Annotated in this window: 12 protein-coding genes; 9 read left to right on the forward strand and 3 right to left on the reverse strand. The window is 45.1% G+C overall.

All coding sequences use genetic code 11. The features are described from left to right. The first annotated feature begins 45 nt into the window (after positions 1–45). The 7 genes from NYE35_RS11755 to NYE35_RS11785 all read left to right on the forward strand — a co-directional run bounded on the left by NYE35_RS11755 (position 46) and on the right by NYE35_RS11785 (position 10,301). On the forward strand, positions 46–1,740 hold the full coding sequence (locus NYE35_RS11755; protein ID WP_341121068.1) for a methyl-accepting chemotaxis protein: 1,695 nt from the start codon (positions 46–48) through the stop codon (positions 1,738–1,740). A gap of 267 nt (positions 1,741–2,007) precedes the next feature. Next, positions 2,008–5,898: a discoidin domain-containing protein gene (locus NYE35_RS11760; RefSeq protein ID WP_341121070.1), complete on the forward strand. Its 3,891-nt coding sequence runs from the start codon at positions 2,008–2,010 to the stop codon at positions 5,896–5,898. 147 nt (positions 5,899–6,045) lie between these two features. Then, positions 6,046–6,966, forward strand: coding sequence for a cysteine synthase A (cysK, locus tag NYE35_RS11765; protein WP_038570052.1), 921 nt, complete (start codon positions 6,046–6,048; stop codon positions 6,964–6,966). Between the two features lie 20 nt (positions 6,967–6,986). Beyond that, positions 6,987–7,880 (forward strand): hypothetical protein, encoded by an 894-nt coding sequence (locus tag NYE35_RS11770; RefSeq protein WP_341121072.1) that lies wholly within the window; start codon positions 6,987–6,989, stop codon positions 7,878–7,880. A 241-nt stretch (positions 7,881–8,121) separates the two neighbouring features. After that, positions 8,122–8,940 (forward strand): sensor histidine kinase, encoded by an 819-nt coding sequence (locus NYE35_RS11775; RefSeq protein ID WP_036683484.1) that lies wholly within the window; start codon positions 8,122–8,124, stop codon positions 8,938–8,940. Then, positions 8,937–9,596 (forward strand): response regulator, encoded by a 660-nt coding sequence (locus NYE35_RS11780; RefSeq protein ID WP_038570057.1) that lies wholly within the window; start codon positions 8,937–8,939, stop codon positions 9,594–9,596. Before NYE35_RS11775 ends, NYE35_RS11780 begins: the two co-directional genes overlap by 4 nt. A gap of 63 nt (positions 9,597–9,659) precedes the next feature. Further along, entirely contained in the window at positions 9,660–10,301 is a 642-nt protein-coding gene (locus NYE35_RS11785) for a DUF1775 domain-containing protein (RefSeq protein ID WP_341121075.1), read from the forward strand. A gap of 112 nt (positions 10,302–10,413) precedes the next feature. On the opposite strand, the gene NYE35_RS11790 is transcribed toward NYE35_RS11785, so the two are convergent. Genes NYE35_RS11790 through NYE35_RS11800 form a run of 3 tightly spaced genes read right to left on the reverse strand, consistent with a single transcriptional unit; the run spans position 10,414 to position 13,834 of the window. After that, positions 10,414–12,360: a CotH kinase family protein gene (locus NYE35_RS11790; RefSeq protein WP_341121078.1), complete on the reverse strand. Its 1,947-nt coding sequence runs from the start codon at positions 12,358–12,360 to the stop codon at positions 10,414–10,416. Positions 12,361–12,389: 29 nt separating this feature from the next. Then, the gene (locus tag NYE35_RS11795; protein WP_341121080.1) at positions 12,390–13,118 is read right to left on the reverse strand and encodes a DUF4956 domain-containing protein; all 729 of its coding nucleotides are present in this window, start codon (positions 13,116–13,118) and stop codon (positions 12,390–12,392) included. 2 nt (positions 13,119–13,120) lie between these two features. Beyond that, a complete protein-coding gene (locus NYE35_RS11800) occupies positions 13,121–13,834 on the reverse strand; it encodes a polyphosphate polymerase domain-containing protein (protein ID WP_036683495.1) in 714 nt (237 codons plus the stop codon). Positions 13,835–14,060: 226 nt separating this feature from the next. On the opposite strand from NYE35_RS11800, the gene NYE35_RS11805 reads away from it, so the two are divergent. Together NYE35_RS11805 and NYE35_RS11810 are read left to right on the forward strand one after the other, a co-directional pair. Continuing rightward, positions 14,061–15,302: a purple acid phosphatase family protein gene (locus NYE35_RS11805; protein WP_038570063.1), complete on the forward strand. Its 1,242-nt coding sequence runs from the start codon at positions 14,061–14,063 to the stop codon at positions 15,300–15,302. Positions 15,303–15,520: 218 nt separating this feature from the next. Next, a complete protein-coding gene (locus NYE35_RS11810) occupies positions 15,521–16,279 on the forward strand; it encodes a DUF6612 family protein (protein ID WP_341121082.1) in 759 nt (252 codons plus the stop codon). Positions 16,280–16,506 lie beyond the last annotated feature (227 nt).

Here is a 16,506-nt window from a genome sequence, read left to right on the forward strand (position 1 = left end):
AAAGTACCAAATAGACCTACATACATATAGAGATGAGGAAAAACGATGGTGAAAAGTATCCGTGGGAAAATAGTCTTAGGATTTACTGCTGTGATTATAGTCTTTCTAGTGGCGATAGCCGGAAACACATTGTTTCAGGGGAAGGTTACCCAATTGACAGATCAGGTTAATCGTAACTGGGACAAGCTGTCACTTGTTCAAGGCTTAACGGATAAGATTCGTACCGCAGATGAGCTGGGTGCTCGTTATGTGATGAGCAACACAGATGATGAGCGGAATTCCTATCTGGCGCAGTATGAAGAAATGCTCCCATTGATTGAAAATGCTATTACAGAGCTGGAGAGTGCCCGATTAAGTGAAGCTGAGTTAAAGGGTGTAACTGAGCTGAAGAGCAAATGGAATGATTATTTGATCGTTCTGAAGGAAGCTTTTGCTTTAGCTAAGGAAGGCAACTTCCCGGAAGCGCAAAAGAAATTCACGGACCTATCATTAGACGCTATGATAGAATCTCAGATTGTGTTTCAGAACATGCTCATGGAGGAAATAGAGAATGGACAAAGCCTGGCAAATTCGCATCGTAATAACGCTTTGATTACTAGCTTTGGTGTGACCGGATTGTCGGTAGTGCTCGCGGTGATCCTTGCGCTGCTAATTTCTGGACGAATTATTAAACCGCTTCGTGATGTGAACACTCAGTTGAAGGAAATTGCAGATGGGGATGCCGATCTTACGCGCAAGTTAAGTGTTCGTTCTAAAGATGAGATTGGTGAACTGGCGTTTAACTTTAATAAAATGACAGATAATCTGGGCACGATGATTGAACAGGTGAAGTTATCAGCGAATAGTCTCGCGAGTTCCTCTACAAAGCTTCGGTCAGATAGTGGAGTGACGGCAGGCGCCACAGAACGAATAACGGATATTATGGGTGAAGTCGCTTCCGGAACAGCCAAACAGATGAATGATTTGCAGACTAATACAATTACAATCTCAGAAATATCACTAGGAATCGGCCAAATTGCTGCCAGTGTCCAGGACATCTCGGAAGCCTCCCATCGCTCTGCGGCATTTGCCATTACAGGAGATGAATCCCTTCAGGCCGCTGGGCAGCAAATGGAATCGATTAATCACTCCATACAATCTTTATCACAGCAAGTCCAAGGTTTTGTGAATCGATCTCAGGAGATTGGCAGTATTGTAGGAGTCATAAAAGGAATCGCTTCGCAGACGAATATGCTGGCCCTAAATGCGACGATTGAGGCAGCTCGTGCTGGTGAGCAAGGTAGAGGTTTTGCTGTGGTTGCCAATCAGGTCCGTAAGCTGGCAGAGCAGTCCGCGGAATCCGCCAATCAAATTGCAGAAATGGCGACTGGGATCCAAAGTGAAGCAGATGATGCCATGAAGGTGATGATGAGCAGCATGCGTGAAGTAAAGGGAGGTACGGAGATTATCGAGGAAGCGGGACGTTCCTTCGGTGAGATTCGATTATCTATAGATTCACTCGCCGAACAGGTTCAGGAAGTATCTGGAGCCGTGGAGGAGATTACGGCGGCTGCGGATGAGATTGTAGAGTCAATTCGTAACGTTACGCAAATCTCGGAAACAACCGCTGCGAGTACTCAGCATGTGTCAGCAGCCTCACAAGAGCAAATGGCTTCGGTCGAACAAATTGCATCCTCTGCAAGTGAATTAAGTACAATGGCGCATGGACTGCAAGGGTTGGTAGCTAGATTTAATGTATAACATGAAGCTTCGGAGAGTTAAGGGGCAATATAGTCCCCTTGTCCTCTCCGGGGCTTTTTTTTGTTGAACGTAATATCCCACATACAAAGCATAGAAATTGCCATCGACGGCCATCTACGTATAACTTATATTATTAGCGTTATTAGTTAGCTTGTATCCGTAATTCATCACTTCAAATGTAGGAGGCGAATGTCTATAAAACTACTATTTTGAAAGCGCATCCTTTCTGCTGTATAGCTCCACAAAATTTTGGAAGGTGGTTATTCAATGATAGCAGCTTCTAAAAGATTTACCGGGAAGACGGCAGTACTTTATTGTTTGATTGTTATATTATTTGTAGGTCAGTTAGGATTATATCCCTCGGTGAGTTTAGCTGCGGGGAATTTAGCCCAAGGGAAGACTATTACTTCAAGCTCGTTCGGTGATGTATACGTAGCAGCCAATGCTAATGACGGCAGCCAAGGAACGTATTGGGAGAGCGCAAGCGGTGTTTTTCCGCAATGGATTAAAGTGGATTTAGGGGCAGCAAGCAGCGTGAATCAGGTTGTGTTAAAGCTGCCTACGAATTGGGAAACAAGAACTCAAACGTTAGCGGTGCAAGGGAGTACAGATGATGCAGCTTACAATAACTTAGTAGATTCCGCCAATTATACATTTAATCCAACGAGTGATTCCAATACAGTGACCATCAGCTTTACAGCTGCGAATGTCAGATATGTTAAACTGAATTTCACATCCAATACGGTCTGGCCAGCAGCACAGTTAGCGGAATTTGAGGTTCATGGTAATACAACTACAACTCCATCCTCAGGATATGAAGCGGAGAATGCCGCATTATCGGGTGGTTCCAAGGTTAACACGGATCATACAGGTTATACAGGTACAGGATTTGTTGATGGTTACCTAAATCAAGGTGCTGCAACTGCATTTAGTGTTAATGTGGCTTCTGCTGGTAACTATGATGCTACATTAAGATTTTCAAATGCATCAGGCAGTACAAAAACCATTAGTGTTTATGTGAATGGAACTAAAATTAAGCAAACCTCACTTGCGAATCTGGCCAATTGGAATACTTGGTCAACAAAGATTGAGACGCTGGCTCTGAATGCTGGCACTAACACGATTACTTATAAGTACGATGCAGGAGACACTGGAAATGTGAATCTAGATAATTTGAACGTCACTCCAGCTTCTGCGACAACACCAACGCCGACGGCAACTCCAACGGCAACACCAACTCCAACGGTAACACCAACACCGACACCGACGGTAACTCCTACGCCAACACCGACAGTAACACCTACACCAACTCCAACGGTAACACCGACCCCGACACCAACAGTTACACCAACGCCTGGGGCGGGTTCCAATCTGGCTTTGAACAAAAGCATCAACGCTTCCTCTTCCGTCTTTACCTTTGTTCCTGCAAATGCGAATGACGGTGATGTAACTACTTACTGGGAAGGAGCAGGAGGAAGTTATCCCAATACATTATCTGTAAACCTGGGGAGTAATGCCGATATTACATCCATTGTCCTCAAACTGAATCCATCATCGGCCTGGTCCACACGTACTCAGACTATTCAAGTGCTTGGGCATAATCAGAATACAACAGCCTTTACTAGTCTTGTGCCAGCAACCGTGTATACTTTTAATCCGGCAACCGGCAATACGGTCACTATTCCGGTAACGGCCACGGCTAGTGAAGTACAGTTGAAGATTACCACCAATACTGGTTCAACCGCTGGACAAATCGCTGAATTCCAAGTGATGGGTGCACCAGCTGCTAATCCGGATTTGGCGATAACCGGTCTTACATGGTCACCTTCAGCTCCAGTAGAGACCAATGCCATTACTTTAAATGCAACGGTAAAAAATATTGGAACATTAGCTTCCACAGCGACTAATGTAAATTTCTACTTGGGCAGCACACTTGTAGGTACTAGCCCAGTGGGGGCATTAGCGGCTGGCGCATCTACGAACGTCACTTTAAATATGGGCGTAAAGGATGCAGCTACCTATACTTTAACTGCAAAGGTTGACGAGAATAATACGGTTATTGAATTGAACGAAGGCAATAACAGCTTCACTAGTCCAAATTCTCTTATTATTGCTCCCGTATCCAGTTCTGATCTAGTAGCTTCCCCAGTTAGCTGGACACCAAGCAATCCAGCAGGCGGCAATGTGGTCAGCTTCTCGGTGGCAATCAAGAATCAAGGGACGGCAGCATCCGCAGGGGGTGCGCATAACATAACCTTGAAGGTTCTGGATGCTACTACGAATGCTGTACTCCAAACCTTAACTGGAACCTATAACGGCGTGATTGGCAGTGGAGTAACAGCGCCTCCTGTTAGCCTTGGCACTTGGACAGCAGCTAATGGCAAATATACTGTGAAGACCGAAATTGCCGTAGACACTAATGAGCTGCCAGTTAAACAAGCCAACAATATTCAAACACAGTCTCTTTTTGTAGGTCGTGGAGCCAATATGCCTTACGACATGTATGAGGCTGAGGAGGGCGTGATTGGTGGCGGGGCTGTGAAGCTTACTGCTAATCGGACCATTGGAGATCTTGCGGGTGAGGCTTCAGGCAGAAGAGCAGTTACACTGAATACTACAGGCAGTTATGTAGAATTCACTACTAAGGCTGACACTAATACACTGGTCACCCGCTTCTCGATTCCAGATTCGGCGAGTGGAGACGGTACGAATGCTACACTGAACATCTATGTGAACGGAGTTTATACCAAGGCGATTAATCTGACCTCTAAATATGCATGGCTGTACGGTTCAGAGATAAGTCCCGGCAATTCACCAAGCGCGGGCTCTCCGCGGCATATTTATGATGAAGCCAACATTATGTTCGACAGCACGATTCCGAAAGGTAGTACGATTCGACTGCAAAAGGATGTGGCAAATACCTCGCAGTATGCCATTGATTTCATCAGTCTGGAGCAGGTTTCACCGATTGCCAATCCAGATCCGGCCAAATATACGGTCCCAGCCGGCTTTACACATCAGGATGTGCAAAATGCGCTAGATAAAGTACGCATGGATACGACCGGAAATCTCGTAGGTGTGTATTTGCCAGCAGGTAACTATCAGACCTCCAGTAAATTTCAAGTCTATGGAAAAGCAGTGAAGATCATTGGTGCAGGCCCATGGTATACGAGATTCTACGCTCCAACGAATCAGGAGAATACGGATATCGGTTTCCGGGCAAGCGATACTGCTAATGGCTCTACTTTTGCGAATTTTGCTTACTTTGGGAACTACACATCACGTATTGATGGTCCGGGTAAAGTATTTGATTTCTCCAATGTGGCAAATATTACGATCGATAACATCTGGACCGAACATCAGGTGTGTATGTACTGGGGAGCTAATACGGATTACATGGTGATCAAAAACTCCCGTATCCGCAACACCTTCGCTGACGGCATCAATATGACGAATGGCAGCACGAATAATCTCGTATCCAATATTGAGGCACGGGCTACAGGGGATGATAGCTTTGCATTGTTTTCGGCTATTGATTCCGGTGGTGCAGATATGAAGGATAATATTTATGAGAATCTCACTTCAATCTTAACCTGGCGGGCAGCAGGTGTAGCCGTCTATGGCGGATATGCCAATACCTTCCGCAACATTTATATTGCCGACACGCTTTGCTATTCTGGAATTACGATCAGCTCACTTGACTTCGGGTATCCAATGAACGGCTTTGGCGCTTCACCGACAACGAATTTTGAGAATATTTCCATTGTTCGTGCAGGTGGACATTTCTGGGGGGCACAGACCTTCCCGGCAATCTGGGTATTCTCAGCCTCTAAGGTATTCCAAGGCATTCGTGTCAGTGATGTGGATATCATTGATCCAACCTATCATGGTATCATGTTCCAGACCAACTATGTCGGCTCCGCGCCGCAGTTCCCAGTGACAGATACCATCTTCACGAATGTCACAATTTCCGGTGCGCAAAAGAGTGGAGATGCTTTTGACAGCAAATCCGGAGTGGGCATCTGGGTAAATGAAGCGGCTGAGGCTGGGCAAGGTCCTGCCAGAGGGTCAGCCACCTTTAACAATCTGAAAATTACCAACACGGTAACGAATATTAAAAATAATACGTCTACTTTTACGATTAACGTTAATCCGTAAAAATAAAGCTGCCAATACTGAACAGCCGTCTCCCGCTTTCGTGGGGGGCGGTTGTTTTCAGGTTGCAGAAACCAAGGGTTCTGAATCGACAGGAGGTGCTGCTCACGTTACAATAATGGAAGGTACAGAAATGAAGGAGGCTCTAAAATGACATCCTTAGTGGTTAACAATATAACAGAGCTGATTGGGAATACACCGGTTGTAAGATTAAATCGGCTGACTAGCCCCCAAGATGCAGAACTATATGTGAAGCTGGAGCTTTTTAATCCAAGTGGCAGTGTAAAAGACCGGGCAGCTTATAATCTAATCCTGCAAGCCGAGCTAGCAGGTTTGTTGAAGCCGGGCGGGACGATCATTGAGCCGACTAGTGGAAATACAGGGATAGGATTAGCGATGAATGCCGCGGCAAAAGGGTATAAAGCGATTCTTGTCATGCCTGATAATATGACCAAGGAACGAATCAATATTCTAAAGGCTTATGGTGCGGATGTTGTGCTGACGCCGGCAGCAGAACGGATGCCGGGAGCTATAGCAAAAGCGATTGAGCTGGGAAAAGAAGTGGAGAACAGTTTTATTCCACAGCAATTCGAGAACAAAGCCAACCCTGATATTCACCGGACAACGACCGCTCTGGAAATCTTGGAGCAAATGGAAGGTAAGCTGGATGTGTTTGTTGCTTCATCAGGAACTGGGGGCACGATAACTGGAACCGGTGAGGTTTTGCGTGAGCATCTACCTGATATCCGGATTCTTGTGGTTGAGCCGCAAGGCTCGCCCGTATTATCTGGAGGAAAGCCAGGACCACATAAGCTGGTAGGAACGAGTCCGGGCTTTGTGCCCGCAATTTTGAATACACAGGTCTATGATGACATCGTTCAGGTCGCGGATGAAGCTGCCTTGGAGACGGTAAGAAGGCTGGCTGCAAAAGAAGGAATTCTGCTGGGTCCATCCGGTGGTGCCACTGTATGGGCGGCGTTGCAGGAAGCGCGTCGTCTTGGGGCTGGCAAACGCGTGCTTTGCATTGCACCTGACACAGGGGAACGGTATCTTAGTATGGGAATATTTTAGTTTCGTCTGGAGGAATGGGAATGAATAAGCTCAGTGTGAGTTTTCTTATTGTTCTACTGCTGGCGGGCTGCTCAGGCACTAACAAGCCAACCCCTTCTCCAAGTGCAGAGCCAACACCAACGGCAAGCATGCAGCAGCCAGAAGCTTATCTGGAAGCTGGAAAGCTGAAGGCGAATTTTGGTTTTGCAGATGAGTCTGGCAAGAGCATCTTAGTCACCGGGCAGGAAAAAGGGCTGGATGCGCAAATGCAACAATTGAATGAGGCGATCGGTGATCATGGGCAAGTGCTAAAAGTGAAATTGAATAAATGGCAGGAGGGTACGGAGAACAGTAATGGCCGGGAGATGGCTCACAATTTTGTGAATCTGCCAGGGTATCTTTATACGGTTGAAGAGGGGAATGCGACTCCTGATGAGACCTATTACCTGACGGATCAGGCAGAGTTTAATACGAATGCGCTAATCTCTGTTAAGCCTACGGAGGTTAAGCAAGCCTCGCTAAATGTTGCAGAAAATGTGGGGCAGAATATTGTTTCTGCAAAAAATCGTGAAGTAGAGCATATTTGGAAACTTGCTGACCTGTCTGGTGAACGGCAGCTGTATCTCGTTCAATTCATTAGGCAGGATCAGGATATGTTATTCAGTCTCGTGCTGGAAGACAAGGTCGGGCTTACCTTTATGGATTATCCGGCTGTCATTCAAGGCGATGAATATTCCGTCTGGAGGGTGGATGATGGAGGGGAAGTGATACCTGAGATGTTCTCTATTCTTTTTGCGGCGGAAACCGCTGAAGGCCCATTACTCGGTATGGAGTGGTGGGGAGCGGAAGGCGTAAATACATTTTTCCTGAAAAAAGAGGGAGATGTTTTTAAAGAAATGGACATTCAATACGGACGCTACACATCACCACTATAACTGGGATGCAGATACATCGAAGGATGTATCTTTTTTTTGCTACAATATAAGAAAGTATAAATTTTCACTATATATTGCTTATAATATTATGAAGGATAGCATTAATTTTTTAAAATACTTAAATTTGTAACAATAAGAACTTTAAATAGCCCGATCGAGTCATGTAGCAGAATTGTGACGGTGATATTGTTAATCATAAGATGTACGGGAGGGGACAGCAACGTATAACCGAATCAAGTACATGATCCTGTTACTGCCAACGCTAATGGTAGGGATCTGGGAGGTCGTGCGCCATCAGTTTCTAATGCCTTATATTTCGATGGATCTGGGGAATTATTTGACACCTGTCCTCGTATTTTTGTTCACTCTTGTATTGCTCGTCCCTATGTTTTCGCTTATGGAGCGGAATCAGCGGGAGCTGGAGCAGGAACGTGCGCTCAAAGAGGCAATGAAAGCCCGGGAAGGGCTAGCTAAGGAACTGCATGATGGGATGGCGCAATCTTTATTTCTTTTATCTGTCAAAATAGATCGTCTGGAAGCAAGCCGCAGGAATGGGGAAGTCAGCGAAGAAAATGTGGATCAGATCAAAAAGACCGTCCACGAGGTGAACCGTTATGTTCGGCAGGCGATCGCTAATCTGAAGGTACCAGTGTCTGAGCAGCACTCTTTTTCATTGGAACAGTCGGTTAAAGATCAGCTTGCTCAAATGGCTAACGAGATTATGATTGAAGTTTCCTTGGATTGGAGTCTACAGGATGAAGCCCTCTCTCCTTCGGAAAAAGCAGAGCTGCTATCTTGTATCCGAGAGGCTATTATTAATGTGCGTAAGCATACAAGAGCGGCGAAGGTTTCTATCACGGGTGCAGGCACTGAGAAAAACTGGAGCGTGGCGATTGTCGACAATGGCGAAGGATTTCAGCATGACCCTTTTGAGGTAAACGGAAGTTACGGCCTTCAGATCATGAAGGAACGTGTCGAAGGAATGGGTTGGAAGCTTCAGGTGATCTCCGGCAATACGGGGACAAATGTGGAAATTACGAAAGGAGGGGGAAGTTTATGAGCAGGTACCGGGTTTTGGTTGTGGATGATCATGCGCATGCGCGTGAGGCGATGTGTGAGATTTTGTCCATGGATGATAGTTTTGAGGTCATTGGTGTAGTGGAGAGTGGTCCTGAGGCGATCGCGTTCACGGCCCAGTGGATGCCTGATCTCATTCTTATCGACATTCAGATGCCGGAGATGGACGGGCTGGAGACTACTCGCCGGATCAAGCAGGAATATCCCTATGTCAAAATCGTTATCGTTACGGTATCGGACGAAATTTCCCACCTCCTCGAAGCGCTGAAGCAAGGCGCACAAGGGTACTTATTGAAGAATCTGGCACCTTCCACCTGGATTGAATATTTGCAAGCCATTGTGAATGAAGAAGCACCGCTAAGCCGGGAGCTGGCTTTTCAAATCCTGAAAGAATTTACCGTTCCTTCAGTAACGGACGAAGGAGAGTCATTGACGGCAAGGGAGAAGGAGATTTTAAGCTGTGTGTCTTCCGGATCGACGAATAAAGAGATTGCCATAAGCCTGTCGATTTCGGAGCATACCGTAAAAAACCATCTGAAAAACATCCTTCAAAAGCTTCAACTCCAAAATCGTACGCAGCTGACGCGTTATGCTCTGGAGCAGGGGCTTGCTTCACGTAAACGTGATTTTCCGCGGTAATTATGAGGATAGAGATGAAAGTGAAAAATGATAAAATTACTTAAGGAAAGAGGCACTCTAACTATGAACAGATTATCTCGCAAAATAATGACACTATTCGCACCAGCCGCTGCAACACTTCTGTTGTTCGCAGCCGTGGCAAGCGCACACGTAACCGTGGCACCAGCACAATCCAGTACCGGAGCATGGGAGACTTACACACTTAAAGTCCCTTCAGAAAAAGATGTAGCGACTGTACAAGTTGATCTACGTATCCCGGCAGGTGCCGAGTTCAAGCAATATGAGGCTACACCGGGCTGGGATGTTACCATTGAGGGGAACAAAGTTAGCTGGATAGCTAATGGAGAAGGAATTAAAGCAGGACAATTCCAACGTTTCTATTTCACAGCGAAGAACCCTGATACTGCAGGTGACATTGCTTGGGATGCTTATCAGCATTATGCCGATGGCAGCTTGGTGCAGTGGTCTGGTGAGGTAGGAACAGAAAGTCCGCATTCTATTACTTCGATTGTGCAGGCCTCCGGTGGGAATGAACATTCTCACGGTTCCAGTGACAATGGCATGAGTATGGAAGAACATAATGCCATCATGGAAAGCGAGAACAACTCCAACAGTGTCAACCCAATGGTTTACATCGCATTAGGGATCTCTTTACTAGCCTTTTTAATAGCAACCATAAGTATATTGCGCGGGCGGAAAGAGTAAGCGGGAACTAGTTGTGATACAAGAATATAGTGTTCATGCAAGAAGCCTCCGTCAATAAACGACGGAGGCTTCTTGCATGAATTATTTGTTGATGAGGATACTTTTTACTGCTCTACAGCCGTTTGCGTTTGTAGTAGGTTACGAAAGCAGCGGTTAGTATTAGGAGAAGGATGGCGACGCCAGTGGTGATGGCTTCACTCGTGCTGCCTTTTTGCTGCATAGTACCAGCACCACCAAAGTCGCCACCGCCCATACCACCAGGCATACCGCCACCAAATCCACCGCCGCCCATGCCGCCACCGCCAGGTCCATTCCCGCCGCCTTCAGGGAAAGCGGGTCCGCCCATAGCACCAGGCTCACCACCCGCGCCGCCGTCAAATCCACCTTGAGCAGCTTGCCCATTAGTGTTGGTTTGTCCACCTTGAGCAGCTTGGCCGTTAGTGTTGATCTGTCCGTCTTGAGCAGTTTGCCCTGTTTGTGTAGTCTGCCCACCCGCAGCTGCTTGTGAGTTACTGCCAGGACCATCGCCGGCATTAGGGATAGCCGGTCCGCCCATGGCACCAGGCTCACCACCTGCACCACCCTGAGCAGTCTGTCCATCCGTAGCCGCTTGCCCTCCGGTATTTGGTGCAGCTGCGTTTGCGCCAGTATTACCAGTAGCGCCATCCGCACCTGTGGCCTGCCCAGCACCCGCAGCGCCTTGAGCTGCACCATTTTTAGCGCCGCCACCAAAGCCACCGCCGCCCATGCCACCACCCATGCCGCCACCACTTCCTGATCCGTCACCGGATGAAGGAATGGTGCCGTCGAGCTGCTGCTGGATACTTGTGGCCATGTTCGACATGAAGGTCTCAACAGCCTTTATCCCATTTTCATACTGTTCGAAAGTGTAGAAGGCGGATGGATCCGCTTTGACATAGCTGGAAATCATCGTGTTCAGCTCATCAATCCGAGCCTGGAACGTATCGTCCGCTAGATAGCCAGTAATCATCTCACTAACAATTTCGTGATATTTCGTTTTGTATTCCTCATTAGCGAGCAGTTTCGCAATCAGCGGGCGTTCTGCCAACGCACCTTGGGTAGGCTCGTCAATTAACACATCTGCGCTTCCCATGCCGCCAAAAGCCATATTATAATCCCACGGCAGAATCGAGAAGACTCCATCGTCTTCATATAAGTAATAATTCTGCTTATTCCCACCTAAATAACTGTCCATATTACCCGTGACCGCATTTAGAGCGATATACTTCAGCGATTCCTCTACGTCGATGTATTTTTCATAATCGGTGCCGTTATTTAGCTCATTCAGCATGTCGACAAGAATATCATCGTTGGACTTATCGGATTTCATTTCTAGTCCAGTATAGAGGGCTGGATCATCGCCCAGCCAAGTCAAATCACTGCCCTGACCGGTCATTACACCTTTATAAAGTGCACCATAAGCGTTGCCGAAATTGCGTTCCAGATAAGCATCACCGATCTGTTCTACTGCAAGATAGAAACCCTTCAGTTCATCGTTTACATACACATTGACGAAGGAATATTTCGGCGTCGGGAGGCCGACACTTTCAGCGAGCTCATAGGTTAGAAATTCACGCATATAAGAAGCATCGCTGTAATTATTATTAAGATTGATTTTAGTAATGCCGAATAAATTCTGGTTAACATACTCATCAAAAGAAATTTTGAAGCTGTAGCGGTCAGAGTCTGTCATCTGTACTACGCTTCTGAGACTGAGATTTCCTTTGGTACGTACAGCTACATTATCGTATTTCATACCGTTGTACTCGACGGAAGCCATTTTATATTCTTCAGCACTGGCATTATCCAGCATATCCTGAAAATCGTCCGGGTCCAAAGTGATTTTGACATCCACGACCTTATCTTTTGGAAAGACCTGCTCGTCTAGCTTTTTCTCATCGCTCGAAATGACCTTGTCTTGAGCATCAGACGTTGGATTATTTGTTGCAGACGGACTTGCGTTCTGACACCCGGCTACGGCGATGACCAGCAGCAGGCAGCAAAAACTCAGCAGGATTGACTTACCTCTGGTTTTCATCTGGGGCACCGCCTTTCATCTCGTTGTAATTAAGATACATAGTCACCGCTATAGCTGATCAAGAGTGCATTTTTGACACCTTTTAGGTCAGAGACTGTGTTGACAAAGCCGCCTACTCTATCATCCAGACGAAGCTCCAGCGTCAATTCAATATTGTTTGCGGAGACTGTTTTTTGCTTCACATTGTAACGTTTTACGGATTTGGTGATATGGCTGTGTACTTCACGTTCACTTTCATCACTGTCGCAGTTAATGACCAGTAAGTATGGCGTTTCGATAGAAGAGTGTTTGATGAACAGGAACAAAATGAGGCCGATAATGATCGAACCGATAATAGCCAAGGTGAAAAATCCTGCTCCAGTTACAATCCCTGCTACAGCTGCCCAGAACAAGAAGATCAGATCAGTTGGATCTTTGATTGGTGTTCTGAAACGAACGATGGATAATGCGCCGACCATACCGAGGGACAGCACAAGGTTAGAGTTAATCGCAATAATGACAGTAGCTGTAATCATGGTCATGCCCATAAGTGAGACGTTAAAGCTTTTGGAATATAAAACGCCGCTAAAGACACGTTTGTAGAGCAGGTAAATGAAGTATCCGATCAGAAAAGCTACGCCCAAAGTAATCAGCATTTTGGAGATACTAATATCAGATACAAAATTGTCGATCACCGAGTTTTTAATAATGTCTGAAAAATTATTTGTAGTATCTGTAGTCGTTGTTGTTGCTGCTAGCGGTGCTAGTGATGCATTCATAATCAATAATCCTCCCAAGTGTTAGTTTTTAAGAATTTGCGGCAGATCACGTATTTCGAAGCGGACTGCCTATTCAGTCCCTCAAGCTGCAACGCGATTTTAATGTACTCCGGAATGTACTCATCAAATTTCACTTCAAAAATTATGAAGTTCTCATCAATCGCCCGAATCGGATGCAAATCCTTATCGAAAATATCCGTAGAATGCAGGCCCGTACGTAATTCTTTATCGAACGTTATTCGCACATTGCCGTTGTGGCAAACATAAGGCTCGCGAACATAATCCACGATGACCTTGGGTCGCAGCAGGTTATGGCGCATCTGATCGTATAACTCCATGAACAGCGGACTGTCCGGGACGTTCAGCACTTCGTAGTTGCCCGCCATAATCTCGTCGTACATTTGCCGGGTTAGCGGTTCTTTGATTTTGGCGATATAATCGTCCATTTTAATTTTTTTCTCAAAGTGAATGATGTTGTCTTGGATGTTGTAAATGCGAATCCGGTATTTGGCCCGCTCTCTGAGACCGCCGAGCTTGTCTGCAAGTGCCGTGTTGTTGATATCGTCAAAATACAAACTCCGAATGTGGTATTCTCCACTCTCATTAGCGTGTTGATCTTTATCAATCAAGCTTTGCAATCGCTGGCGTAATATAAGGTATTGATGATAGTTAATGAAAAATTTAAGTTCATGCCGGAATTGAAGCTTCTTATTCATTTTCACACCTCGTTTCTCTCTCTATCTCTGGCTAACCTTCCTGCTTGACTAATTCTAGGAGACAGACCTTATGCTTAACTTAAAATAGACTGAATGTTTGCTGAATGTTTTACACTGCGTTAACAAAAGTCTGTATAAAGAATCGTGTGCAGATTTGACTTCTGACTTTGTAGGGGGCTATCTTATTTAGAAGGCTAGAGAGAAATTTTCATAAGGAGGTACCGTGATGAGAGACTATAAATTTGCCATAATCCTAGGAGTGCTTGTGATTGTGGTTATTTTAGTGGCTTATGGGTTGGAACGATCGAAAAGCGGAAGTGATGCAAATTCACCAGCACCGTATGATCTCGTGACTACCTTTAAGGGAGCCGCGAGCACAAGCCGCGCGTTTACTTGGTATACAAGTGATTCTAGTGCAGCAGGCATTCTGGAGATTGTAAAGGGACAGGTGTCCTCTTTTGCAAATACGGATGTACAAAGGGTAGAAGCGAAAAGCAGTTCCATCAAAACAGACAATGGCACCAAAGGTGTTCATAAAGTGGAAGCTACGGGTCTTGAACCCGGGACGTTATATACTTATAGAGTGGGTAGTGGCGTTGAAGGGGAATGGAGTCCGGCAGCGGAATTTACAACGGAAGAAGATGGACTGGACAGTGTGTCTTTTATCAACGTAACGGATTCTCAAGGGGAAACGGAAGAGGATTTTAAGCTGTGGGGGAATACACTGAACAAGGCTTTTCAGACATTTCCTGAAGCCAAATTTATTGTGCATAACGGCGATTTGACGGAGGATCCGGAGGATTCGGCAGGCTGGGATGATTTTTTTGGCAATGTGCAGGGCTGGATTTCAGGGATTCCGTTAATGCCGGTAACAGGCAATCATGATGAGGTGGATGAGGATGCAACGTATTATACTTCACACTTCAACCTGCCGGATAATGGGGCGAAGGGTTCAATTGCAGGTACCTCGTATTCCTTCGATTATGGACCTGTGCATGTAACGGTACTGAATACAGAGAGCAATCTAAAAAAGCAAACGGAATGGCTGAAGGAAGATCTGAAGAACACAGACAAGAAATGGAAAATCGTTGCGATGCACCGTCCGGCTTACGGGGGGAACTCCTATAAGAAAGTTGAAGATTGGACGGATATTTTTGATACGTATCAGGTTGACTTAGTGCTGCAGGGTCATAATCATGAATATTCCAGATCCTACCCGTTACGTGGCGGAAAAATAGTTCTAGAAGGTGAGATTTCCAAAGGTGCTAAACGAGGGACAGTCTATGTTGTGACTAACGCTTCTGGAGGGAAATTTAACGAGAAAAAAGAAGATCAGTTCTATCATGCGGTGCATTTTCAGAACAATAAGCAAATGTTTGCCGGCATTAACGTTACCGGGGATACATTAACCTATCAGGCCTATGATGTGGATGGAGAGCTGCTGGATGAGTTTGTGCTGACACATTGAGCTAAGGGAATTGGTAATATTACTAAAATACCTTCTCAGCTGTAAAGGCGGGGGAGGTATTTTTTTGATTTGCATCAAAGCACCAAACCCGGCGCAACTGTACACCTTAAGACGCTTTTTCACATGTCTACCTTTTCCGTCATATAAGCTGTTAGCTTTATAATGATAAAATAGATTTAGTTATATTTGGATTTCATTTGAAGTGAAGGGGAAGTATTATGTTTATCAGAAAAGCGGTTTTTATCGGTATCATTTGTATGTTAGGTTTGACAGGTTGTGCAACGAACATTAAATCGGGTGCTGAAGGAGAGGGAGATAAGCGTGCAGAGGAGCTGCTCAGCATGTCTCGGAGTGAACTGGCTAAGCAGGAGAGCTACACTATAGAAATGGAGAAACAAGAAGAAACATCAAGCAAATCGGAAAAAAGTGAAGATAAACATTGGTCGAGCGCTGTCTCATTTCATGTCGACTATGTTAGAAATCCTTATACCGTATATCTAAAATCGGAGACTGCGGAAGGGAAGGAACGAGAAGAGTACATATCGGATACTGAATATCATACAAAGGTAATGGATGATTTATTTATCAAGCAAGACGATTATATTCCAGTGAAAGAAAAACAAATGGTACAAAGATTTATTGATCCGTACGATTATATAGACACGTACCAGATAGATTCTCAGGAGATCGTTGTTACTGAAGAGGAACAAGAATACATACTTTCGATGGAGATATCGTCTAATGATGCGAGTAAGGAAACACTCAAATTGATGAAACAGAATTTAACAGACAAAATTAAACTAAGATATACGCTGGATAAAACTACACATTTGCCGCAAAAAGTGGAAGCGGAAATATTCACTTCATTGAAATCAGAAAACTTAGATTCAGAATCAGTGCTCACTTTGCAAACAAATATCAGCCATTTTAATGGTATAAAAGAGATTGTTATGCCTGCAGATACTAGTGAAGAATAGTTATATTAGAAAGCCTCTGGGATTTATTCCGGAGGTTTTCTTTATCAACAGAATTATTTTTGATCAAAATTTAGTGAAATTGTATCCTGAAGTGTGAAAATGGTACGATTTTTAGAGACAATCTTCTGCAAAATATAACCATTTTCTCTCGATAATGAAAAACCTTACCATTATAATGAAAGCGTTATCAGAAAATGGATTCTAAGTTCTAAAGGTATGGATTAAGG

Source organism: Paenibacillus sp. FSL L8-0494 (assembly GCF_038003695.1).
Classification (GTDB): domain Bacteria; phylum Bacillota; class Bacilli; order Paenibacillales; family Paenibacillaceae; genus Paenibacillus_AQ; species Paenibacillus_AQ odorifer.